This window comes from Bacillus altitudinis, assembly GCF_001191605.1.
GTDB lineage: Bacteria > Bacillota > Bacilli > Bacillales > Bacillaceae > Bacillus > Bacillus altitudinis.
The window spans coordinates 989188-1012987 of the sequence record NZ_CP009108.1; the positions used below are offsets into that span (position 1 = coordinate 989188).

At 42.7% G+C, this 23800-nt stretch carries 24 protein-coding genes, 3 tRNA genes, 3 rRNA genes, 1 other RNA gene and 1 pseudogene; 27 read left to right on the forward strand and 5 right to left on the reverse strand.

Annotation, left to right across the window (positions count from 1 at the left end; genetic code table 11):
* Nucleotides 1-414: 414 nt before the first annotated feature.
* Nucleotides 415-747 (forward strand): annotated as a pseudogene (locus ID12_RS19690) (methyl-accepting chemotaxis protein); the annotation flags it as partial.
* Nucleotides 748-879: 132 nt separating this feature from the next.
* Nucleotides 880-972 (forward strand) — tRNA-Ser (locus ID12_RS04940).
* An 84-nt stretch (nt 973-1056) separates the two neighbouring features.
* On the opposite strand, the gene ID12_RS04945 is transcribed toward ID12_RS04940, so the two are convergent.
* The 4 genes from ID12_RS04945 to ID12_RS04960 form a co-directional block, all read right to left on the reverse strand.
* On the reverse strand, nt 1057-1716 hold the full coding sequence (locus ID12_RS04945; RefSeq protein ID WP_050826825.1) for a deoxynucleoside kinase: 660 nt from the start codon (nt 1714-1716) through the stop codon (nt 1057-1059).
* Nucleotides 1713-2336 carry a deoxynucleoside kinase gene (locus tag ID12_RS04950; protein ID WP_050826826.1) on the reverse strand — a complete coding sequence of 208 codons (624 nt, stop codon included), beginning with the start codon at nt 2334-2336 and terminating at the stop codon, nt 1713-1715. Before ID12_RS04950 ends, ID12_RS04945 begins: the two co-directional genes overlap by 4 nt.
* Nucleotides 2337-2415: 79 nt before the next feature.
* A complete protein-coding gene (locus ID12_RS04955) occupies nt 2416-3663 on the reverse strand; it encodes a glycoside hydrolase family 18 protein (RefSeq protein ID WP_234717178.1) in 1248 nt (415 codons plus the stop codon).
* Between the two features lie 99 nt (nt 3664-3762).
* On the reverse strand, nt 3763-4317 hold the full coding sequence (locus tag ID12_RS04960; protein WP_080987767.1) for a cysteine hydrolase family protein: 555 nt from the start codon (nt 4315-4317) through the stop codon (nt 3763-3765).
* A gap of 79 nt (nt 4318-4396) precedes the next feature.
* Here ID12_RS04960 and tadA point away from each other — a divergent pair, with 79 nt between their 5' ends.
* The 25 genes from tadA to rsmI all read left to right on the forward strand — a co-directional run bounded on the left by tadA (nt 4397) and on the right by rsmI (nt 23412).
* The gene (tadA, locus tag ID12_RS04965) at nt 4397-4873 is read left to right on the forward strand and encodes a tRNA adenosine(34) deaminase TadA (RefSeq protein WP_008342015.1); all 477 of its coding nucleotides are present in this window, start codon (nt 4397-4399) and stop codon (nt 4871-4873) included.
* Nucleotides 4874-4949: 76 nt separating this feature from the next.
* Nucleotides 4950-5214, forward strand: an RNA gene (ffs, locus tag ID12_RS18775) — signal recognition particle sRNA large type.
* A gap of 331 nt (nt 5215-5545) precedes the next feature.
* Entirely contained in the window at nt 5546-7258 is a 1713-nt protein-coding gene (gene dnaX / locus ID12_RS04970; RefSeq protein ID WP_050826828.1) for a DNA polymerase III subunit gamma/tau, read from the forward strand.
* A 25-nt stretch (nt 7259-7283) separates the two neighbouring features.
* Entirely contained in the window at nt 7284-7607 is a 324-nt protein-coding gene (locus tag ID12_RS04975; protein WP_008342011.1) for a YbaB/EbfC family nucleoid-associated protein, read from the forward strand.
* Nucleotides 7608-7622: 15 nt separating this feature from the next.
* Nucleotides 7623-8219, forward strand: a complete 597-nt coding sequence (gene recR, locus ID12_RS04980; protein WP_003218094.1) for a recombination protein RecR — start codon at nt 7623-7625, stop codon at nt 8217-8219.
* Nucleotides 8220-8237: 18 nt separating this feature from the next.
* The gene (locus tag ID12_RS04985; RefSeq protein WP_008342008.1) at nt 8238-8462 is read left to right on the forward strand and encodes a YaaL family protein; all 225 of its coding nucleotides are present in this window, start codon (nt 8238-8240) and stop codon (nt 8460-8462) included.
* Nucleotides 8463-8528: 66 nt separating this feature from the next.
* Nucleotides 8529-8792: a pro-sigmaK processing inhibitor BofA family protein gene (locus tag ID12_RS04990; protein ID WP_008342006.1), complete on the forward strand. Its 264-nt coding sequence runs from the start codon at nt 8529-8531 to the stop codon at nt 8790-8792.
* A 273-nt stretch (nt 8793-9065) separates the two neighbouring features.
* A 16S ribosomal RNA gene (locus tag ID12_RS04995) occupies nt 9066-10630 on the forward strand.
* 96 nt (nt 10631-10726) lie between these two features.
* A tRNA-Ile gene (locus tag ID12_RS05000) sits at nt 10727-10803 on the forward strand.
* Nucleotides 10804-10817: 14 nt separating this feature from the next.
* Nucleotides 10818-10893: transfer RNA gene (locus ID12_RS05005), tRNA-Ala, on the forward strand.
* 98 nt (nt 10894-10991) lie between these two features.
* Nucleotides 10992-13923 (forward strand): 23S ribosomal RNA (locus tag ID12_RS05010).
* 61 nt (nt 13924-13984) lie between these two features.
* Nucleotides 13985-14100 (forward strand): 5S ribosomal RNA (rrf, locus tag ID12_RS05015).
* Together the 16S, 23S and 5S rRNA genes with 2 tRNA genes alongside form the textbook arrangement of a ribosomal RNA operon.
* A gap of 170 nt (nt 14101-14270) precedes the next feature.
* Nucleotides 14271-14462, forward strand: coding sequence for a sigma factor G inhibitor Gin (locus ID12_RS05020; RefSeq protein WP_050826829.1), 192 nt, complete (start codon nt 14271-14273; stop codon nt 14460-14462).
* Nucleotides 14463-14590: 128 nt separating this feature from the next.
* Nucleotides 14591-15205: a 5-bromo-4-chloroindolyl phosphate hydrolysis family protein gene (locus ID12_RS05025; RefSeq protein ID WP_017359333.1), complete on the forward strand. Its 615-nt coding sequence runs from the start codon at nt 14591-14593 to the stop codon at nt 15203-15205.
* A gap of 21 nt (nt 15206-15226) precedes the next feature.
* The gene (locus tag ID12_RS05030; RefSeq protein ID WP_050826830.1) at nt 15227-16291 is read left to right on the forward strand and encodes a toxic anion resistance protein; all 1065 of its coding nucleotides are present in this window, start codon (nt 15227-15229) and stop codon (nt 16289-16291) included.
* 77 nt (nt 16292-16368) lie between these two features.
* Nucleotides 16369-17775: an aminotransferase class I/II-fold pyridoxal phosphate-dependent enzyme gene (locus ID12_RS05035; RefSeq protein WP_050826831.1), complete on the forward strand. Its 1407-nt coding sequence runs from the start codon at nt 16369-16371 to the stop codon at nt 17773-17775.
* Complete coding sequence (tmk, locus tag ID12_RS05040) at nt 17772-18410, forward strand: dTMP kinase (protein ID WP_007496237.1); 639 nt, start codon at nt 17772-17774, stop codon at nt 18408-18410. Before ID12_RS05035 ends, tmk begins: the two co-directional genes overlap by 4 nt.
* A 79-nt stretch (nt 18411-18489) precedes the next feature.
* Nucleotides 18490-18819, forward strand: coding sequence for a cyclic-di-AMP receptor (locus ID12_RS05045; protein ID WP_012008640.1), 330 nt, complete (start codon nt 18490-18492; stop codon nt 18817-18819).
* 12 nt (nt 18820-18831) lie between these two features.
* The gene (locus ID12_RS05050; RefSeq protein WP_035391564.1) at nt 18832-19272 is read left to right on the forward strand and encodes a YaaR family protein; all 441 of its coding nucleotides are present in this window, start codon (nt 18832-18834) and stop codon (nt 19270-19272) included.
* Between the two features lie 11 nt (nt 19273-19283).
* Nucleotides 19284-20273, forward strand: coding sequence for a DNA polymerase III subunit delta' (holB, locus tag ID12_RS05055; protein ID WP_007496231.1), 990 nt, complete (start codon nt 19284-19286; stop codon nt 20271-20273).
* 2 nt (nt 20274-20275) lie between these two features.
* A complete protein-coding gene (ricT, locus tag ID12_RS05060; RefSeq protein ID WP_007496230.1) occupies nt 20276-21103 on the forward strand; it encodes a competence/sporulation regulator complex protein RicT in 828 nt (275 codons plus the stop codon).
* A gap of 14 nt (nt 21104-21117) precedes the next feature.
* Entirely contained in the window at nt 21118-21471 is a 354-nt protein-coding gene (gene yabA / locus ID12_RS05065) for a DNA replication initiation control protein YabA (RefSeq protein WP_007496228.1), read from the forward strand.
* 55 nt (nt 21472-21526) lie between these two features.
* Nucleotides 21527-22270, forward strand: a complete 744-nt coding sequence (locus tag ID12_RS05070; protein ID WP_039962495.1) for a tRNA1(Val) (adenine(37)-N6)-methyltransferase — start codon at nt 21527-21529, stop codon at nt 22268-22270.
* On the forward strand, nt 22257-22556 hold the full coding sequence (locus ID12_RS05075; RefSeq protein WP_019744059.1) for a GIY-YIG nuclease family protein: 300 nt from the start codon (nt 22257-22259) through the stop codon (nt 22554-22556). The genes ID12_RS05070 and ID12_RS05075 overlap by 14 nt, the downstream gene beginning before the upstream one ends.
* Nucleotides 22531-23412: a 16S rRNA (cytidine(1402)-2'-O)-methyltransferase gene (gene rsmI / locus ID12_RS05080; RefSeq protein ID WP_008341890.1), complete on the forward strand. Its 882-nt coding sequence runs from the start codon at nt 22531-22533 to the stop codon at nt 23410-23412. Before ID12_RS05075 ends, rsmI begins: the two co-directional genes overlap by 26 nt.
* 44 nt (nt 23413-23456) lie before the next feature.
* Here the strand turns inward: rsmI and ID12_RS05085 are convergent, their stop codons facing one another.
* On the reverse strand, nt 23457-23747 hold the full coding sequence (locus tag ID12_RS05085) for a transition state genes transcriptional regulator AbrB (protein WP_087975202.1): 291 nt from the start codon (nt 23745-23747) through the stop codon (nt 23457-23459).
* Between the last annotated feature and the right edge of the window lie 53 nt (nt 23748-23800).

Genomic DNA, 23800 nt, shown 5'->3' on the forward strand with positions numbered 1-23800 from the left:
GATACAGAAAAGGTACTTTGCTATTATCCATCGACCACAGTAGATTTTGGCATTAAAGTAGGGGACGCTTTAAACCCAGAGGACCAAAACGTGGCGACGACATTAAGAGGACAAGAATATGATGGTCATTTGCCAGAGTCTTTATATGGTTATGAAATTGCTGTAAAAGGTTATCCGATTTTTGATGAAGATAGAAAAGTGATTGGCTCTTTTTTAGTGGCTTTTTCACATCATCGTGAGAAGAAATTAAGCGGCTATATAGAACATATCAATAAAGTAGCGAAAGAGTTACAAGGTGGAATTGAGCAAATTGCTGCTCATTCTCAAGAACTGGCTGCGACAAGCTTGGAAATTAGTGAGCAGGCCGGAAGAGCAGAAGAGAAATCCGCAAACATTGAAGAAGTCGTCAAAACTATTGGCGGTATTGCGAGACAAACAAACCTGTTAGGACTCAATGCTGCAATTGAAGCGGCAAGAGCAGGTGAAAATGGAAAAGGCTTTGCTGTTGTTGCAGACGAGGTGCGTAAGTTATCAGATGGATCAAAGGAAGCAGCTGAAACCATTAATGCATTTTTAAAAGAAATCCAAGACAGCATTGGCACTTTATCTGAAAATATCTCACAAATCAGCAGTTCAACAAACGAACAAGCTAAACAAGTGACAGACTTTACAAAGATTATTGAGTCATTAAATGATTTTAAAGAAGAGATGAATCTTTTTATAGAAGAAATTAGACAGGATACGTAATAGATGAAGAGCAGCCGATAATCGGCTGCTTTTTATAGGCTAAACATCATACCAAAATCAAATGTTGAAATTTTTTTCGAAAAGATGTTGACTTAAAATAAGATGATATGATATATTAATTCTTGTCGATACGGAGGAATACCCAAGTCCGGCTGAAGGGATCGGTCTTGAAAACCGACAGGGGTGTCAAAGCCCGCGGGGGTTCGAATCCCTCTTCCTCCGCCATATTGATTTTACCTTAGTTGAATTGAAACGCATAAAAATTGGAAATTGTCAAACCGCTGCATTCGAGAAATGCAGCGGTTTTTTTTATTTTGTGTTAAAGCGATTTTTTTGAATAACAGAAGCAATTTCATGAAGAATTGGATCAAGTGAGCTTTCATCATGAAGTAAGTCATAATCTTCAATATTAATTTTAATCACAGGGCACAGATCAAATTGTTCGATCCATTCTGTATATCGAGTGTACATTTCTTCCCAATATGCTCGATCGGTTTGAGTTTCCATCTCTCTCCCGCGCTCTTCAATACGATGTAATATATGATCTAAATCCCCATGTAAGTAAATAAGGACATCTGGGTGAGGGAAGTAAGGTGTCATCACCATCGCCTCAAATAGACTCGTATACGTTTCATAGTCTACCTCTGACATGGTACCTTTGTCTGCGTGCATTTTAGCAAAAATACCAGTGTCCTCATAAATGGACCGGTCTTGTACATAACCTCCACCAGACTCGAAGATTCGTTTCTGCTCCTTAAAACGTTCAGCTAGGAAATAGACCTGTAAATGAAAGCTCCATCTTTGGAAATCTGAATAAAAAGGCTCTAAGTATGGATTATCATCTACTTTTTCGAGAGAAGTTTGAAACCCTAGCTTGTCCGCTATTGTTTTCGTCATGGTCGATTTTCCGACACCAACTGTCCCTGCAATTGTAATGACAGCATCCTTTGGTATTTCAATATTTTTCATAGTACTTGCTCCTTTATTTTCTGTACAATTTGCTGGTAATCTTGCTGTGAGGAAACGAAGTCTGTATGATCGCCTTCAATTGTAATGATAGGAAGACCTGGGTCAGTTTGTTTTAAATGCTCGATGGCCAACTCATAATCTTCAATCAGGGTTTTTAAATAAGCTGGATCAATGTCTTCTTCAAAAGATCGGCCTCTCATCTTTATTCTATCAAGTAAGGTGGGAAGGCTGGCTTTTATATAGATCATGGCATTTGGTTTAGGAAGATCATCTGTCAGCAAGTGATAGATTTTTCTGTATTTATCCATGTGCTTTTTGGATAAGGTTCTTTCTGCAAATATCATATTTTTATAGACATGATAATCAGTGACAATCGGCTGCTGTTTTTTGACATAGTTCTCTTCAATAGATTCTAACTGTTTAAACCGATTGCATAGAAAGAACATCTCAAGCTGAAAGCTCCATTGTTCCATATCTTCATAAAATTTATCTAAGAATGGATTTTCTTCTACAATTTCTTTTACTAAAGGAAATTGAAATTCCTTTGAAAGCATTGTAGCCAAGGTTGTTTTTCCGGCTCCAATTGGGCCTTCCACTGCAATAAAAGGGGCAGGATACATAGGCGTTCTCCTCTATCTATAAAGTTGTCAAACCAATGTATATTGTACCATACCCCTTCTGAGAGATAGAGCGTATGAATTACGATGTCGTTCTTTTTTCAATATTAAATTGATCTGATAACAACAACCAGTTTTGTGGGAAGGATAGACCTAATTTCCAGTAAGCAATTCCATTTAGGTTTAACTCTTTAATGAGATTAAATTTGGCTTGAATGGATCTTGCATCTTCAAACCAAACCTCGTGTTCTTTGTTGTTAGCATCTATATAACGGAAATAAGGTGCTTGTGCTGTTTCGTCATATAAAATGGATACATTATTCTCTCTAGCAATGGCGACCGCTTGTTGAGGGCTGACGGCTTTGGCGATAGGGCCTCCTTGAACATAAGGAAGCGTCCAATCATAACCATATAAATTCTGCCCCATCACAATTTTATTGGCAGGTATGACAGTCAGTGCATATTCAATGACTTGGCGGACAGGGCCGATCGGAGAGACGGCTTGTGCAGGCCCGCCGCTGTAGCCCCACTCATAAGTCATTAGCACAACATGATCAACGATCTTACCGATTGCTTCATAGTCATGCGCCTCATACCACTTTCCTTTCTGTTCACTGCTTGTTTTAGGAGCAAGTGCCACAGAAATAGTCCAACCCTGTTGATGAAAACGAGTTGTTGCTTCTCTTAAAAATTGAAGGTAGGCTTCTTTATCAACAGGGCGTAAATATTCAAAGTCAAAATGGATTTCTTTTAATTGATACTTTTGAGCAACGCGGACGATTTCATTTAATAATGTCGTTTTGACAGATTGATTTGTTAAAAGGATTCGCCCGAGTTCATCACTAAATTTATCATTCTCTAGATTTGTGACTACCATGGTTAAAACCGTTCTGCTTTGAGCGGCAATCTGAGGTAATTGATCTAAAGGTGGCTCGCGAAGTGTGCCGTCTCTTTGCGCTTGAAAACTAAAGGCACCGAGATGGGTTAAGTATGGAGATGCCTCTCTGGCTGCTTGCTTTAAATTTTCGCTGACTTGGTTTCCGCGAGGTTCTATATAAGCATTAGAATTAATATTTCTTTTCGGTCTTTGTGGAATATAAAGCAAAAAACGAATAGGCAATATGGCTTCAGGCCGAATCCGATTCACACGTGCCAATTCTTCTACCGAAATTTGAAATCTTCTTCCAATTTGATAAAGTGTATCATTTTGTTTGACCTCATAAAATTGACCTCTAATAGGGATGACAATTGTTTGTCCAACGACTAGTTGATTTGGTGTTTCGATGTCGTTGGTCCGAATGATTTCATTTGCCGTTGTTTTAAAACGCATGGCAATTTCATTTAATGTATCTCCTCTTTTGACAACATAAATTTGAATGGTCAACGCCCCCTTTGTTATTGCTAACAATTTATGAGGGTGATGGATAAATCATGTTTGATTTTCATCCGTGATCTCTTTAGTTGTTGTGATTTTGGCAAGAAGAACGTTCTCCATCATCGTTAAAGCGTACTCGTTGTCCCTATCATCATTTGAAGCAATACAATCTTTAGGTACAGTAAGGTTGTACTCTCGCATGTAAGCGTCATTTGCAGTGAACAGGACACAGATGTTTCCGGCAATTCCAGTTAAAATAAGATCTTGCACACCTAATTCATTTAGGAGTGTCTCTAGTGCTGTTCCGTAAAAGGCAGAGTGCTTAGGTTTAATTAAGAAGTAATCATCTTTAGATGGTGCCATTTGCTCTAAAATAGGGGCGCTTCGTTCGTTTTTGCATGTTTCCATAACTGCTTTGATATCAGCCTTCCAGAGTCCATAGTGGTCGTTGATATAGATAATTGGCCAATTTTTCTTGAAAGCGTGTCGTTTAAGGGCTAAAATTTTATTGGTCATTTGCTCTGTTTTTTCAGCGAGCACATGTCCCATTTCGAAATCAAAATTATTGATCATGTCAATAATAAGTAGTGCCTTTTGTTGTTTTGGCAAATCAAGACCCCCTTTAAAAGATTGTGATAATATGTTAACCTCAATATCCTTTAAAAAAACATGAAAAGAGAGCCGTGCTATGACGAAAGATGAACAATTTATGCAAGAAGCTATTTCTGAAGCTTTGAAAGCAAAACAAATAGGAGAAGTTCCAATCGGTGCCGTCATCGTTGTTGATGATCAAATTGTAAGCCGTGCTCACAATTTAAGGGAAAGTGAACAGCGATCAATTGCTCATGCGGAATTACTTGCTATTGATGAAGCTTGTAAAATGACTGGTAGCTGGCGTTTAGAAGATGCTGTACTTTATGTTACACTCGAACCGTGCCCAATGTGTGCAGGCGCTATTGTACTTTCAAGAGTGAAAAAGGTCGTTTTTGGTGCCTATGATCCTAAAGGTGGATGTGCTGGTACTTTAATGAATTTATTGGACGATGAGCGGTTCAATCATCAGTCTGAAGTCATTGGCGGTGTGCTTGAAAATGAGTGTGGTGAGCTGTTAAGTCAGTTCTTTCGAGACCTCCGTCAGCGTAAGAAGCAGGCGAAAAGTAAATGAATGGATGTCGTTTGCAATTTTATCACTTAGAAGGTATACTTATGTCTGCGTCACCAACAATTTAATATTCATTTTGCCGTGCTAAGCGGGGAGGTAGCGGTGCCCTGTACTCGCAATCCGCTCTAGCGAGGCCGAATCCCTTCTCGAGGTTCGTTTACTTCAAGGTCTGCCTTAAATAAGTGGTGTTGACGTCTGGGTCCTGCGCAATGGGAATTCATGAACCATGTCAGGTCCGGAAGGAAGCAGCATTAAGTGAAACCTCTCATGTGCCGCAGGGTTGCCTGGGCCGAGCTAACTGTTTAAGTAACGCTTGGGGTAGCGAATCGACAGAAGGTGCACGGTAAATCAATATTAAATGTAACTCATCTAGTTTATCTAGGTGAGTTTTTTGTTGCTATTGAAAGAATATATCAGTTGTTTTGTTTATACAAATAGCAAAAAAGCCATTTTCAGGGTGAGGTTTTTTTGAAGCAATTCATATAGAGAACAAATGTTCTTGTTGATCTGGCAGACATTTTCAGAAAGCAGGAAAACACGTTTTTTAATCAAGAAAAGTAAAAAGTCTTTAAAGGAAATGCTCTTTTTCGTTTGTTAGAAAATAAAGGTGTACTTTTGAATTGATCGTTGCATCATGTATAATGAACATGATGATAAATGGAGGAGGGCGTATTTGTGAGTTATCAAGCTTTATACCGAGTGTTCAGACCTCAAGTTTTTGAGGATGTTGTTGGACAAGAACACATCACAAAAACGTTGCAAAATGCCCTTTTGCAGAAAAAGTTTTCTCATGCTTACTTATTTTCAGGTCCTAGAGGAACAGGTAAAACAAGTGCTGCCAAGATTTTTGCGAAAGCAGTGAACTGTGAAAAATCACCTGTTAGTGAACCGTGTAATGAGTGTGATGCCTGTAGAGGGATTACGACCGGTTCGATTTCAGACGTGATTGAAATAGATGCTGCCTCAAATAACGGGGTAGATGAAATTCGGGATATACGTGATAAAGTGAAATTTGCTCCTTCAGCGGTTACATATAAGGTTTATATTATAGATGAGGTACATATGCTCTCTATCGGGGCATTTAATGCACTTCTTAAAACGCTAGAGGAACCACCTGCTCATTGTATCTTTATTTTGGCTACCACAGAGCCTCATAAGATTCCTCTTACCATCATATCAAGATGTCAGAGATTTGATTTTAAACGGATCACGACAAAAGATATTGTTGGACGAATGGAGAAAATTGTAGATGCAGAAAGCCTAAATATACAAGAGGGTTCACTCGAGATTATTGCTAGCGCGGCAGATGGAGGCATGCGTGACGCACTCAGTCTCCTTGACCAAGCGATCTCATTTAGTGGTGAACAGCTCACAATTGATGATGCACTGCTCATTACAGGTGCTGTATCTCAGCATTTCATTAGTCAGCTTGCTGAAGCCATTTTTGAGCAAAATATTGCGATAGCGCTGGATACGTTAAATGAATTGCTTCAACAGGGGAAAGATGCGGCGAAATTAATAGAGGATATGATCTTCTACTTTAGAGATATGCTTCTTTATAAAACAGCACCGGATCTTGAAGGTGTCCTTGAAAAAGTCAAAGTTGACGATAAGTTTGTGGCTCTTTCAGAACGTGTGGCACCTCAGTTTCTTTATGAAACGATTGAAGTGCTGAATAAAAGCCATCAGGAAATGAAATGGACAAATCACCCTAGAATTTTCTTTGAAGTAGCTGTGGTTAAGCTCTGTCAGTCAACGGCTGGTGCTGTATCATCTCTGGCTGATTCCGATCTAACAGCGTTAACGAATAAAATAGACAGGCTGGAACAGGAGCTATCTAGGCTAAAAGCTGAGGGTGTTCCAATGACTCAGTCTCAGAGTCCTCAAGCAAAAACGGAAGCACCTCGACCTCAAACGAGTAATAAAAATGGCTATCGTGCACCTGTCGGTCGAATTCATGAGATTTTAAAAGAAGCGAAGCGACCGGAACTAGAAAAAATAAAAGGCAAATGGGGAGAGCTTCTTGCCCAATTAAAACAGCAAAATAAGGTTTCTCACGCTGCGCTATTAACAGATAGTGAACCAGTTGCGGCGGCAACTCATGCCTTTGTTTTGAAATTCAAATTTGAAATACATTGTAAGATGGTGGCCGAAGATAAAAGTGGTGTTCGAACCAATCTTGAGCAACTGCTAGAATCTATGCTAGGAAAAAGAGTGGAATTAGTTGGCGTTCCTGACGCTCAATGGGGTAAAATAAGAGAAGAATTTTTAAGAGATCATCAGCCTGAAGAACAAGCAGATGGTCAGGCAGCTTCTGCTGAAGAAGATCCATTAATTGCGGAAGCAAAGAAGTTAGTAGGAACCGATTTAATTGAAATTAAAGATTAACAATTTGAAAGAGAGTGGTGTTCATATGCGCGGTGGAATGGGAAATATGCAAAAAATGATGAAACAAATGCAAAAAATGCAGAAGGATATGGCTAAGGCTCAAGAAGAGCTTGCAGAAAAAGTCCTTGAAGGTACGGCAGGTGGCGGCATGGTCACTGTAAAAGTAAATGGACAAAAAGAAGTCGTTGATGTGGCGATTAATGAAGAAGTTGTTGATCCTGAAGACATCGATATGCTTCAAGACCTAGTACTTGCAGCAACAAATGATGCATTGAAAAAAGTGGATGAATTAACGAATGAAACAATGGGTCAATTCACAAAAGGAATGAACATGCCAGGTTTATTCTAGGAGGAATAACTGAAGATGCAATATCCTGAACCAATATCAAAGCTGATTGACAGCTTTATGAAATTGCCAGGAATCGGACCTAAAACTGCGGTCCGTCTGGCTTTTTTTGTTCTTAGTATGCAGGAAGACGTCGTGCTGGATTTTGCGAAGGCACTTGTTAATGCAAAGCGTAATTTAACTTATTGTTCTGTTTGCGGACATATCACTGATCAGGATCCTTGCTATATTTGTGAAGATACAAGAAGAGATCAATCTGTAATCTGTGTCGTGCAGGATCCAAAAGATGTGATTGCAATGGAAAAAATGAAAGAATACAACGGCTTATATCATGTGCTTCATGGAGCTATTTCTCCAATGGACGGAATAGGACCAGAGGATATTAAAATTCCTGACTTATTAAAAAGATTACAAGACGATCAAGTCACAGAGGTCATTCTTGCAACCAACCCAAACATTGAAGGAGAAGCGACAGCCATGTATATCTCTAGATTGTTGAAACCATCAGGAATTAAACTCTCTCGCATTGCTCACGGACTCCCAGTAGGTGGAGATTTAGAGTATGCGGATGAAGTCACACTTTCTAAGGCTCTAGAAGGCAGACGTGAGATGTAGGAAGGAGAAGTACGGTACATGGGTTTTCTTCGCAGAAAATCAATTCGAAAAGAATTCGATGAGATATTAATTCAACAGCTTTTTAAGCAAAAGGAAGAATGGAACAGACAAAAAAAGCTTGTCGCAAATAGCGTTGAGCCTTCACCGGACATTCTATTCGAATTAAAGCTTGCTCAAGCGAAGTACTTTTTCTATCTGAGAGAAGCGAAAAAGAGAAATTTACGTTTAAACAACTGGAGGTAGCAGGTCTATTTTCCATAATCCTCTCATATGCTTGTACTATTCATATGAAGAGGAGATGAGAGGATTATGGAACCTGTTATTGTGATTGGTTCAATTTTGTTAGCTGTTTTATTGTTGTTTATGTCAGGTGTTCAAGCGAATCCATTCAAATGGTTAGGGCTTATTGGAGTTAAGTTTGTCGCAGGTGCTCTTTTTTTATTTTGTCTCAATTTATTCGGTGAGAGTTTAGGGCTTCATGTTTCCATTAACCCTGTAACGAGTGGAATTAGTGGTTTGTTGGGCATTCCAGGTGTAGCAGCTTTAGTCGTAATTGAAAAGTTTATTATTTAATGCAAAATATTGTTGACTTTGATTATATATGGTGGTAAATTAATATACGTCGCTGATGACGAAGAAACGAAAAAACATAATAACAAAAAAGCTGTTGACACTAACAACTTGGACGTGATAAGATGTTCTAGTCGCTTCTGAAGCGGTAAACAAGTTCTTTGAAAACTAAACAAGACAAAACGTACCTGTTAATTCGAGTTTTTATAAAAAATCCTATGATACTTCATAGGTAGTCAGTCAAACTGGCGAAAAACAAAACTTCGGTTTTGTACTTTTTCGGAGAGTTTGATCCTGGCTCAGGACGAACGCTGGCGGCGTGCCTAATACATGCAAGTCGAGCGGACAGAAGGGAGCTTGCTCCCGGATGTTAGCGGCGGACGGGTGAGTAACACGTGGGTAACCTGCCTGTAAGACTGGGATAACTCCGGGAAACCGGAGCTAATACCGGATAGTTCCTTGAACCGCATGGTTCAAGGATGAAAGACGGTTTCGGCTGTCACTTACAGATGGACCCGCGGCGCATTAGCTAGTTGGTGAGGTAACGGCTCACCAAGGCGACGATGCGTAGCCGACCTGAGAGGGTGATCGGCCACACTGGGACTGAGACACGGCCCAGACTCCTACGGGAGGCAGCAGTAGGGAATCTTCCGCAATGGACGAAAGTCTGACGGAGCAACGCCGCGTGAGTGATGAAGGTTTTCGGATCGTAAAGCTCTGTTGTTAGGGAAGAACAAGTGCAAGAGTAACTGCTTGCACCTTGACGGTACCTAACCAGAAAGCCACGGCTAACTACGTGCCATCAGCCGCGGTAATACGTAGGTGGCAAGCGTTGTCCGGAATTATTGGGCGTAAAGGGCTCGCAGGCGGTTTCTTAAGTCTGATGTGAAATCCCCCGGTTTCTACCGGGGAGGGTCATTGTAAACTGGGAAACTTGAGTGCAGAAGAGGAGAGTGGAATTCCACGTGTAGCGGTGAAATGCGTAGAGATGTGGAGGAACACCAGTGGCGAAGGCGACTCTCTGGTCTGTAACTGACGCTGAGGAGCGAAAGCGTGGGGAGCGAACAGGATTAGATACCCTGGTAGTCCACGCCGTAAACGATGAGTGCTAAGTGTTAGGGGGTTTCCGCCCCTTAGTGCTGCAGCTAACGCATTAAGCACTCCGCCTGGGGAGTACGGTCGCAAGACTGAAACTCAAAGGAATTGACGGGGGCCCGCACAAGCGGTGGAGCATGTGGTTTAATTCGAAGCAACGCGAAGAACCTTACCAGGTCTTGACATCCTCTGACAACCCTAGAGATAGGGCTTTCCCTTCGGGGACAGAGTGACAGGTGGTGCATGGTTGTCGTCAGCTCGTGTCGTGAGATGTTGGGTTAAGTCCCGCAACGAGCGCAACCCTTGATCTTAGTTGCCAGCATTCAGTTGGGCACTCTAAGGTGACTGCCGGTGACAAACCGGAGGAAGGTGGGGATGACGTCAAATCATCATGCCCCTTATGACCTGGGCTACACACGTGCTACAATGGACAGAACAAAGGGCTGCGAGACCGCAAGGTTTAGCCAATCCCACAAATCTGTTCTCAGTTCGGATCGCAGTCTGCAACTCGACTGCGTGAAGCTGGAATCGCTAGTAATCGCGGATCAGCATGCCGCGGTGAATACGTTCCCGGGGCCTTGTACACACCGCCCGTCACACCACGAGAGTTTGCAACACCCGAAGTCGGTGAGTAACCTTTATGGAGGTAACCTTTATGGAGCCAGCCGCCGAAGGTGGGGCAGATGATTGGGGTGAAGTCGTAACAAGGTAGCCGTATCGGAAGGTGCGGCTGGATCACCTCCTTTCTAAGGATATATGGAGCAGCGTACGTTTTTCGTCTTGTTTAGTTTTGAAGGAACTTGCAAAAGATCCTACAACATCATATCTTCGATATGAAAGATGGGCCTGTAGCTCAGCTGGTTAGAGCGCACGCCTGATAAGCGTGAGGTCGGTGGTTCGAGTCCACTCAGGCCCACCATCTTCTATTAAATCGGGGCCTTAGCTCAGCTGGGAGAGCGCCTGCCTTGCACGCAGGAGGTCAGCGGTTCGATCCCGCTAGGCTCCACCAACGTGTTCTTTGAAAACTAGATAACAATAAGTAATACATTCACATTGAATGCAATGCAAAGTTCATCACACATAGTGATTCTTTCTAAAGTAAGAAATGGTTAAGTTAGAAAGGGCGCACGGTGGATGCCTTGGCACTAGGAGCCGATGAAGGACGGGACGAACACCGATATGCTTCGGGGAGCTGTAAGCAAGCTTTGATCCGGAGATTTCCGAATGGGGAAACCCACTGCTCGTAATGGAGTAGTATCCATACTTGAATACATAGAGTATGAGAAGGCATACCCGGGGAACTGAAACATCTAAGTACCCGGAGGAAGAGAAAGCAAATGCGATTCCCTGAGTAGCGGCGAGCGAAACGGGAACAGCCCAAACCAAGAGGCTTGCCTCTTGGGGTTGTAGGACACTCTATACGGAGTTACAAAGGAACGATATAAGCGAAGAGGTCTGGAAAGGCCCGCCAAAGAAGGTAACAGCCCTGTAACTGAAATGTTGTTCTCTCCAGAGTGGATCCTGAGTACGGCGGAACACGTGAAATTCCGTCGGAATCCGGGAGGACCATCTCCCAAGGCTAAATACTCCCTAGTGACCGATAGTGAACCAGTACCGTGAGGGAAAGGTGAAAAGCACCCCGGAAGGGGAGTGAAATAGATCCTGAAACCGTGTGCCTACAAGTAGTCAGAGCCCGTTAACGGGTGATGGCGTGCCTTTTGTAGAATGAACCGGCGAGTTACGATCCCGTGCAAGGTTAAGCAGAAGATGCGGAGCCGCAGCGAAAGCGAGTCTGAATAGGGCGCATGAGTACGTGGTCGTAGACCCGAAACCAGGTGATCTACCCATGTCCAGGGTGAAGTTCAGGTAACACTGAATGGAGGCCCGAACCCACGCACGTTGAAAAGTGCGGGGATGAGGTGTGGGTAGGGGTGAAATGCCAATCGAACCTGGAGATAGCTGGTTCTCTCCGAAATAGCTTTAGGGCTAGCCTCAAGGTAAGAGTCTCGGAGGTAGAGCACTGATTGGACTAGGGGCCCCTACCGGGTTACCGAATTCAGTCAAACTCCGAATGCCGATGACTTATCCTTGGGAGTCAGACTGCGAGTGATAAGATCCGTAGTCGAAAGGGAAACAGCCCAGACCGCCAGCTAAGGTCCCAAAGTATACGTTAAGTGGAAAAGGATGTGGAGTTGCTTAGACAACCAGGATGTTGGCTTAGAAGCAGCCACCATTTAAAGAGTGCGTAATAGCTCACTGGTCGAGTGACTCTGCGCCGAAAATGTACCGGGGCTAAACGTATCACCGAAGCTGCGGACTGTTCTTACGAACAGTGGTAGGAGAGCGTTCTAAGTGCAGTGAAGTCAGACCGGAAGGACTGGTGGAGCGCTTAGAAGTGAGAATGCCGGTATGAGTAGCGAAAGACGGGTGAGAATCCCGTCCACCGAATGCCTAAGGTTTCCTGAGGAAGGCTCGTCCGCTCAGGGTTAGTCGGGACCTAAGCCGAGGCCGAAAGGCGTAGGCGATGGACAACAGGTTGATATTCCTGTACCACCTCCTCACCATTTGAGCAATGGGGGGACGCAGGAGGATAGGGTAAGCGCGGTATTGGATATCCGCGTCCAAGCAGTTAGGCTGGGAAATAGGCAAATCCGTTTCCCGTGAAGGCTGAGCTGTGATGGCGAGCGAAATTTAGTAGCGAAGTTCTGAATGCCACCACTGCCAGAAAAGCCTCTAGCGGAGGTGGAGAGGTGCCCGTACCGCAAACCGACACAGGTAGGCGAGAGAGAATCCTAAGGTGATCGAGAGAACTCTCGTTAAGGAACTCGGCAAAATGACCCCGTAACTTCGGGAGAAGGGGTGCTTCTTAGGGTGTTAAAGCCCCGAGAAGCCGCAGTGAATAGGCCCAGGCGACTGTTTAGCAAAAACACAGGTCTCTGCGAAGCCGTAAGGCGAAGTATAGGGGCTGACGCCTGCCCGGTGCTGGAAGGTTAAGAGGAGCGCTTAGCGTAAGCGAAGGTGCGAATTGAAGCCCCAGTAAACGGCGGCCGTAACTATAACGGTCCTAAGGTAGCGAAATTCCTTGTCGGGTAAGTTCCGACCCGCACGAAAGGCGCAACGATCTGGGCACTGTCTCAACGAGAGACTCGGTGAAATTATAGTACCTGTGAAGATGCAGGTTACCCGCGACAGGACGGAAAGACCCCGTGGAGCTTTACTGCAGCCTGATATTGAATGTTGGTACAGCTTGTACAGGATAGGTAGGAGCCTTGGAAACCGGAGCGCTAGCTTCGGTGGAGGCATCGGTGGGATACTACCCTGGCTGTATTGACCTTCTAACCCGCTGCCCTTATCGGGCAGGGAGACAGTGTCAGGTGGGCAGTTTGACTGGGGCGGTCGCCTCCTAAAATGTAACGGAGGCGCCCAAAGGTTCCCTCAGAATGGTTGGAAATCATTCGCAGAGTGTAAAGGCACAAGGGAGCTTGACTGCGAGACCTACAAGTCGAGCAGGGACGAAAGTCGGGCTTAGTGATCCGGTGGTTCCGCATGGAAGGGCCATCGCTCAACGGATAAAAGCTACCCCGGGGATAACAGGCTTATCTCCCCCAAGAGTCCACATCGACGGGGAGGTTTGGCACCTCGATGTCGGCTCATCGCATCCTGGGGCTGTAGTCGGTCCCAAGGGTTGGGCTGTTCGCCCATTAAAGCGGTACGCGAGCTGGGTTCAGAACGTCGTGAGACAGTTCGGTCCCTATCCGTCGCGGGCGCAGGAAATTTGAGAGGAGCTGTCCTTAGTACGAGAGGACCGGGATGGACGCACCGCTGGTGTACCAGTTGTTCTGCCAAGGGCATCGCTGGGTAGCTATGTGCGGACGGGATAAGTGCTGAAAGCATCTAAGCATGAAGCCCCCCTCAAGATGAGATTTCCCATTCCGCAAGGAAGTAAGATCCCTGAAAGATGATCAGGTTGATAGGTCTGAGGTGGAAGCGTGGTGACACGTGGAGCTGACAGATACTAATAGATCGAGGACTTAACCTATATTTTAATGTGAAAAATGAACATTGTTATCTAGTTTTGAGAGAACATTCTCTCCATCAGGTTTGGTGGCGATAGCGAAGAGGTCACACCCGTTCCCATACCGAACGCGGAAGTTAAGCTCTTCAGCGCCGATGGTAGTTGGGGGTTTCCCCCTGTGAGAGTAGGACGCCGCCAAGCTTTTCAAAGGATCAGTTCCAATCGGAACTGGTCTTTTTTGTATTTTAAAAAAGGAACAAACACTCGATCTGGCATGGATACATATACTAAACTATCATCTAAAACATTCTTAATTTTGTATACAATTGAAAGCGTTAGGGCATACTGAAGCTATAAGTGGAGGTGTCACAATGAGCAAAAAAGAGCGAGAAGCAATTTGTTTGATTTGTGAAGAGAAAAAAACAAAGGGAATTTATTTATATCATCAGTTTTTATGCCGAGATTGTGAACGGAAGTTAATTTCTACATCAACCTCGGATCCTAGTTATGCTGATTATGTAAGAAAGCTTAAAAGTCTTCATACGCCGCCTTTGTATTCATAGACCATTAGATGGTCTTTTTTTATGGGCAATCGGGGATTGGGCCTGTTTTTTGGAACTTAGTTTGGACATCAACCGTAATAAATAATAAGATAAACAGAGAGCCTGATTATTCATAGGAGTCGATGAACATGAAATCAATTTTTTACACATTTGTATGGGCCGTTCTCTCTACTCTTTTTTCGCTGGTGATTTTAACTGTCAGTATTGGTGTTTTCCATCATCATGTTGGATTGTCGATACTGTATGCGATGATTGGGTGGGGTGTGATGTTTGCAGGAAGCCGATGGGCTGCCTTCCAGTTGTTTTTGAAGAAACACGGACTGTCTCGCAGTGATTATGTATATATTAAACAGCATTTAAAAGAAGCCGGGCAAAAGCTGGTTCGTTTGAAGAAAGCTTTATTTGCTGTGAAGAACGTACAGACGATCAAGCATAATTATGAAATTCTTCGGCTTGCACGACGCATCTATACGATAACAAAAAAGGAACCGAACCGGTTTTATGATGCACAGCGGTTTTATTTTGAGAGTTTGGATTCTGTTGTTGAATTAACTGAGAAATATGCACTGCTGTATAATCAGCCGAATCGTAGCCATGAGCTTGAAATGACATTAAGCCAAACTCGAGTCACGCTGACTGAACTGCAAAAGCAATTAACGAATGATTTACAGCAAGTTTTAGGAAGAGATATAGAAGCACTTCATATTGAACTTGAAGTGGCCGATAAAATGATTAAAAAATAGATATGAAAGGAGTCAAACTCGATGAAACCAGAAGATCCAGTCATACCAACAGCCCCATCTACTACAGATCTTCCGTTTCGGGTGTTTGATACCTTATCTGATGAGGAAAAGCAGGAGGCGCTACAGCGAGCTGAGAAGATCCCTGACCATCCACAAAAACTGCTTTTCTATGGCACACGTGTGCAGGAACGATTGTTAGAACAATCAAAACAAATGATGCAATATGTGGAGAAAAAAGATATTGACCAAATCGGAGACGTTCTAGAAGCTTTTTTGCAGCAACTGCATTTAGTGGAGCCAGAGGATTTATTGCCAAAGAAGCGAGGCTTTTTTTTAAGGTTGTTTCAGCGAGAAAAGCGTTCTACTCAGGAGATCATATCTCGTTTTAAACAAGCAGAAGCACAGATAGAGAGATTGTCAGCAAGGCTTCGTTACGCCAGAGGCGTGTTAATTTCGGACCATAAGTTATTGGAGCGTTTATTTGAAGAAAATCAATCATACTTTCAAGAGATGACGTTACAGGTTGCAGCAGTTGAAGCAAAATTGACGCTGTTAGAGCGACATGCCCTAACAGAATCAACACAGTCACATGATCGGACATTAGAGGAGCAATTGATGAATCGGGAAGTCGATGAAGAAGAATATATGGAGAGATTAAAAGAACGGAAGTATGATTTGCTGTTGAGCCGTCAAATTGCACTGCAATGTAATGCCCAAATTCGAATGATTCAGCATACAAACCATACATTAGCCAATCATATTCAATCAACTGTTTCCGCATCAATTCCTTTATGGATCAACCAAATGTCGATTGCGTTCAATCATATTCAGCAGCGAGCCAATTCAGCGCTTGAGCAGCGTATCCAGCAAACATATGAACAGGTATCGAAGCAGCAAGGACAGCTGCTTGAAGATGCATCCTTAACGCCTATAGATACGTTGAAAAAGGTTCAGCGCCAATTGGCCGAAACATTGCAGGAAACGTTGCAGGTAAAAGAACATGGGAGCCAAGAACGAGCTCAATTAAAAAGTAGCATGCATGAGGCAGAGCAAAAGCTGGTGAATCATAAACCAATAAAGGAATGAGAATCCATCTTTCAGTTCACTTGTTTGAACGTTATAATAGATATAAGATTTCGTTTAAGTGAAAAGGGTCGATTTGTTTGAAAACACCTTTATATACAGCATTATCACAACATGCGGAAAAGAAGCCCTATTCTTTTCACGTTCCGGGACATCACAATGGAGATGTCTTTTTTGATGAGGCACGGTCCTATTATGAATCCATTCTTCAGCTGGATGTGACAGAACTTGAAGGTCTAGATGATCTTCACCATCCGACTGGGGTGATTCAAGAGGCAGAGGATTTATTGGCAAAGCTATATGGAGCTAAACAAAGTTTTTTCCTTGTGAATGGCACAACCGTTGGCAATTTGGCAATGGTGATGTCTGCGTGTCAGGCTGGGGAGGGCATTTTCGTTCAGCGAAATTGTCATAAGTCTGTGTTCCATGCGATTGAGCTTGCGGGAGCGACGCCTATTATGCTAGAAACCGAGAGTGATCCGCACTTGCACGTCCCAACCCATGTGACGGAGGAAACAGTCAAACAAGCTATGGAGACACATCCTAACTGTCGGGCAATCGTTTTGACATATCCGAACTACTACGGACATGCAGCTGATTTATCAGGGCTCATTCAAATGTGTCATGAAGCTGGCATCATTGTATTAGTTGATGAGGCGCATGGTGCTCATTTTGTATTAGGCGGTGCCTTTCCTCCATCTGCCCTTTCCTATGGAGCAGACGTGGTGGTACAATCAGCACATAAAACCCTTCCGGCAATGACGATGGGGTCTTATCTCCATCTTCAAGGAGACCGAATGGATGTGAAGCGGATAAAGACGTTATTAACGATGCTTCAAAGCAGTTCACCTTCTTATCCAATTATGGCTTCGTTAGATTTGGCGAGAGCTTATGTGGAGGAGTTGAAGGGAAAAGGGTTAATGGATGAAATCATGAGAGACTTGGCAAAGCTGAAAGCACAGTTCAATATGATCTCCAATCTCGAAGTGGTTGAGTCTGACTCTTTACCTATGGATCCATTAAAATGTGTCATTCGTTCAACAAAAGGGCTGACAGGCTATGAACTCAAAAAGGTGCTTGAGTCGGTGGATGTTCACCCAGAACTTGCGGATGAACATCAAGTGTTACTCGTTTTTGGTCTAAGACATACAAAGGACATTCCTTTTACAGCTATAGAGCAGGCTCTTCAGCAAAGTGATTCATTGCTTGTAAAAAAAGAGCCTCAAACGGGAACGCTCTTCTTAGAGCACGATCAGCAGAAGCGAGATGTAGAAGCTGTTCCATTCGAAAAAGCAGCTGGCCGGATTAGTGCAGAATCGGTCATTCCCTATCCGCCTGGCATTCCTTTGATGATTAAAGGACAACCGATTGAATCAGATCAAATTGCGACGTTAAGCCGTTTGCTTGGGCATCAAGTTCATGTGCAAGCAAGTCAGGTGATTCACCAGAGAAAATTATATGTTTATATAGAAGAGGAGACACTATGAGCGGTATGTTTATTACGTTTGAAGGGCCTGAGGGTGCTGGAAAAACGACAGTGATTCGAAAAGTGTACGAAGAAATGGAACGTCAAGGCTATGCAGTGATGGCGACACGTGAGCCCGGAGGCATTGACATTGCAGAGCAAATTCGTGAAGTGATTTTAAATGAAAAAAATACAAAAATGGACGCAAAAACAGAGGCACTGCTTTATGCAGCAGCTAGAAGGCAGCATTTGGCTGAAAAAGTAGAACCGGCATTGAAGCGGGGGGAAACTGTTTTATGTGATCGTTTTGTCGACAGCTCCCTTGCTTATCAGGGCTATGCGAGAGGGCTTGGGATTGAAGAAGTCAAGTCCATTAATGATTTTGCCATTGATGGCACGATGCCGCAAATGACCATTTACTTTTCCATTACACCAGAGGAAGGTCTAAAGCGAATTGATGCCAATCAAGGAAGAGAAAAAAATCGATTAGACATGGAAACACTGAATTTTCATCAAATGGTCAGAGAAGGATATGAGCTGCTGATTGCGCAATCACCAGAACGATTCCGTGTAGTAGATGCGTCTCAGCCTGTTCAGGATGTCTTTAATGAAGTGTTTCAGCTGATTCAGGACACATTAAAGAAAAATCAAATATGACCTCATTCCCAATCGTTGTTATAATATAGAGGAAGACATCGGCATGTCACCTGTGCCTAAAATGAAGGAGGCCATTCAAATGAAATTAATTGTTGCCGTTGTACAGGATCAAGATAGCAGCAAGTTATTGAAAATATTGACCGAACATCAATTCGGCGTGACAAAATTAGCTTCGACTGGTGGATTTCTAAAGTCTGGGAATACGACTTTTATCATTGGTTGCGATGATGTCCGAGTGGATAAAGCGTTACAGCTAATCAAGGAAAATTGCCGTAAACGTGATCAAATGATCGCGCCTGTATCACCAATGGGTGGAAATGCAGATTCATATGTACCATACCCTGTTGAGGTTGAAGTTGGTGGAGCTACCGTCTTTATTCTGCCAGTTGAACAATTTCATCAATTTTAAGGATGGGTTGCTGTGAAAATTAATCAAGATATGCGGCTGCTTTTAGAAAAGCGTGAACTTCAAGCGATGAAAGGAAGCCAAACTTCAGCATCGTTTAAATCATCGATGGAGACACAAAGCGGTAAACTGCGTTTAGAGCAGCTGACAGTCATGCTGAGCGATATCGAAGTCTTCGGCAAGAAACTGACAAAGTCACGAAACCTTAAAGATTTGGCTAGGTTTAAAGGACTTGTGAAACGCTTTGTAAAAGAAACAGTCGATAATGGATTAAATATAGAGACATCAAGGAGCTTTGACATTTATGGCAACACGCGAACACTCGCTTTAGTCAAAGCATTAGATGAAAAGCTGATTGAGTTAACAGAGGATATGATGAATCAGGAGAAACCCTCGATTGATTTGCTTGAACGTATTGGAGAAATAAAAGGTTTATTGATTAACCTTTACACATAGAGAGTGATAACATGGCAATTAGCTGGGATGACATGAATGAGTTGCAGCCGCGCGTCATGCGGCTGATTTTTAATAGTATTGATAAAGACCGACTGGCTCATGCTTATTTATTTGAAGGAAAAAAAGGGACAGGAAAGCTAGATGCTGCGATGCTTTTAGCGAAGAGCTTTTTTTGTTTGGAAGCAGGAGTGAAACCATGCGAGTCCTGTCAAAACTGCAAAAGAATTCAGTCTGGCAACCATCCAGATTTACATCTAGTGCAGCCTGACGGTCAATCAATTAAGAAGGCGCAAGTGCAGGCTTTGCAGGAGGAATTTACAAAAGCAGGCGTAGAATCGCATCGGAAAATGTATATCATTCTCCATGCGGACAAAATGACGGTCAATGCTGCGAACAGTTTATTAAAGTTCCTAGAGGAGCCCAACCGGGAAACGATGGCAGTTTTAATCACTGAACAATCGCATAAAATGCTGGATACGATTATTTCAAGATGTCAGATGCTTAGCTTTCAGCCGCTACAGCCGCAATCTTTGGAGCAGCAGCTCTTACAAGAAGGCGTGTCTCAGGATCTTGCAAGGCTTTTGTCGAATTTAACCAATAATTTAGCAGAAGCACTCGAATTAAGTCGAAATGATCAGTTTGCAGAGTCTAGAGCGAAAGTGATAAAATTGTATGAAGTCTTACACCAGCGAAAAGAACATGCATTTTTTTATATACAAGATCAATGGATGCCTTTTTTCAAAGAGAAAGACCTTCAAGAAACTGGTCTTGATATGCTTTTATTTATATATCGTGATGTATTGTCGATTCAAATAGGAAATGAAGATAAAGTCATTTATCAAGACTTATTCCAGACAATGAAGCAGCACGCGCTGCATTCCACACAGCAGATGGTGACGAATCAGATCCTTGCTGTATTAGAAGCGAAAAAGAGACTTCAATCCAACGTGAATGCCCAAGGGCTAATGGAGCAATTGGTGTTGATGTTGCAGGAGGGATAAGCTTGTACAACGTAATTGGTGTTCGCTTTAAAAAAGCGGGCAAAATCTATTATTTCGATCCTAATGGATTTCATATAGAAAATGATAGTTGTGTCATTGTAGAAACAGTCAGAGGTGTTGAGTACGGGCAAGTGGTCATCGCCAATAAAAAAGTAGATGAACACGATGTGGTTCTCCCTTTGCGTAAGGTGATTCGCGTCGCAGACGAACGAGACCGGCTCATCGTTGAGGAGAACAAAGAAGCAGCGATGGCAGCCTTTGACACATGTCTTCAGAAAGTAAGTGAACACGGCCTGGAAATGAAGCTGGTCGATGTCGAATTTACATTCGACCGCAACAAGGTCATCTTCTATTTTACAGCGGATGGCAGAGTAGATTTCCGTGAGCTGGTCAAGGATCTTGCATCTATTTTTAAGACGAGAATTGAACTTCGTCAAATCGGTGTAAGAGACGAGGCAAAAATGCTAGGCGGCATTGGTCCGTGTGGACGTATGCTTTGCTGTTCAACTTTCTTAGGAGATTTTGAACCTGTGTCCATTAAAATGGCAAAAGATCAAAACCTCTCGTTAAACCCTACCAAAATTTCAGGGCTTTGCGGCCGTTTAATGTGCTGCTTGAAATATGAGAATGATGAGTACGAAACAGCAAAAGAACAATTACCGGACATCGGTGAAACGATTCAGACGTCTAATGGCTCTGCAAAGGTAGTAGGGCTTAATATTTTAGAACGAATTTTGCAAGTTGAATTAACCGGGCAAGAAAAAGTGATAGAATATACTTGGGAAGAATTATTACAAGAAGGCGTTGTATCTGCACAAACAACTGAGTAACGAGGTGTGCCACCTTGGATAAAAAGGAACTATTTGATACGGTGATTAATTTAGAAGAACAAATCGGTTCTCTTTATCGCCAGCTAGGTGATTTGAAAAATCATATCGGTGAAGTGATTGAAGAAAATCATCAGCTGCAGATGGAGAATCAGCACTTGCGTGAACGTCTGGATCAATCCGATCGAGATAAATCGTCTGAGGCAGAGCATGATTCTGCCCAGAAGCCAAGTCATTCTGATATAGGAGAAGGTCATGATAACCTCGCTCGTTTATATCAGGAGGGCTTCCATATTTGTAATGTACATTATGGGAGCATTCGGAAAGAGGGAGACTGTTTGTTCTGTCTGTCATTTTTAAATAAAAAATGAGAAAAGGCTTCCGCTGAATCGGGAGCCTTTTTCACAGGAAAAGAAAGGATACATCATGGTTTCGTTAAGAGAAGATGAACGTTTAGACTACTTGCTCGCAGAAGATATGAAAATTATTCAAAGTAAAACGGTGTTCGCCTTTTCATTGGATGCAGTGTTATTAGCAAAATTTGCGTATGTGCCGATTCAAAAAGGGGAGATTATTGATCTTTGTACGGGAAATGGCATCGTTCCATTGCTGCTTTCGACGAGATCTAAAGCCTCTATTACAGGGGTTGAAATTCAAGAACGCCTGTTTGATATGGCAAAGAGAAGTGTGGCGCATAATCAACTGGAGCAGCAGATTGAGTTGATCCATGGTGATTTAAATGATATGCCTAAACGGTACGGAAACCACAAAGTAGACGTGATTACTTGTAATCCGCCATATTTTAAGACTCCTTCTAAAGATGAAATCAATGAAAATGAGTATTTGGCGATTGCACGTCATGAGATTCATTGTACATTAGAAGATGTCATTCGTGTTTCTTCCACTTTGCTAAAGCAAGGAGGCAAACTGGCAATGGTTCACCGCCCTGGGCGTTTGCTTGAGATAATTGAAATGATGAAGAAATACCGAATTGAGCCAAAACGAATTCAATTTGTATATCCGAAACAAGGAAAAGAAGCGAATACCATTTTAGTGGAAGGGATGAAAGATGGAAAGCCGGATTTGAAAATCCTCCCGCCGCTTTTTGTTTATGGAGAAGACCAAGAGTATACAAAAGAAATCAGGACGATACTGTATGGAGAAGCATAGTCATTATTTCTATGTATTGAAATGTGCAGATGGCAGTTTGTACGCTGGGTATACAAATGACTTACAAAAAAGGCTGACTGCCCATAATAGTGGGAAGGGTGCAAAGTATACGAGAGCTAGACGGCCGGTGGAACTCTATTACCATGAATGCTTTTTAACCAAAAGAGAAGCCATGCAACAGGAATATCGTTTCAAAACATGGACACGTCGAAAAAAGGACATGTATATAGAAGAAAAGCGAATCAAAAAGGAGGCGGCACATGAAAAAGACACAGAAAAGCTTTGATGGTCAATCAGAAATGGGTATTCTTTATCTCGTACCAACCCCGATTGGAAACTTAGAAGATATGACATTTCGAGCGATACAAACGTTAAAAGATGTAGACTATATTGCCGCAGAAGATACGAGACAAACGAAAAAGCTTTGTCATGTCTATGAAATTGATACCCCATTAACGAGTTATCATGAACATAACAAAGATAGCAGTGGTCACAAGTTAATCGAATGGTTAAAAGAAGGGAAGAATATTGCACTCGTGAGCGATGCCGGTTTACCGACGATCTCTGATCCAGGAGCCGAAGTGGTTCGAGACTTTACGAACATCGGAGGCTATGTCATTCCGTTACCTGGTGCAAACGCAGCACTTACGGCGCTTATTGCGTCAGGAATCGCACCACAGCCATTTTTCTTTTACGGTTTTCTTGATCGTCAAAAAAAGGAAAAGAAAAAACAGTTGGAAGCATTGAAGAAACGCCAAGAAACAATTATTTTCTATGAAGCGCCCCATCGGTTAAAAGAAACGCTGACTGTGATGAAAGAAGTGTGGGGGAACCGGAATATTGCCATTACGAGAGAACTGACAAAGAAATTTGAAGAGTTTATTCGTGGAGATTTAGAATACGCGCTGACTTGGGTGACAGAACAACAAATCCGTGGTGAGTTCTGTCTCGTCGTACAAGGAAATGATCAGGATGAAGAAGAACTGAATGAAGAAGCTTGGTGGAATTCTTTATCTGAAAAAGAGCACGTCATCCATTACATAGAGGAAGGGTTAACGTCAAAAGAGGCTATTAAACGTACTGCGGTCGAACGTGGTGTGCCAAAGCGGACGATCTATGATGCGTATCATATTGAACAATAAAGAAAGGTTCTTGCAAACGGTGCAAGAACCTTTTTATATAAAACTTATTTTTGTGATTGAAGTTGGTTTTGGATTTCGTTAATGATTTGCTCTGCACCTTCACGGCTAAGAACTAATTTACCATTAGCAAGTTTAAGGTTATCGTCTGATACTTCACCTGTTACTTGGCAAGTCATGTTTGGTTTATATTTTTTTAGGATAATTTTTTCATCATCAACATAAATTTCCAAAGCGTCTTTTTCTGCGATTCCTAACGTACGGCGAAGCTCGATTGGAATCACCACGCGTCCTAATTCGTCAACTTTACGTACAATACCTGTAGATTTCATCTTCATTCTCCTCCCAAAAAGTTCTTATTCTTAATATAATATTATCTTCGTCATTATTC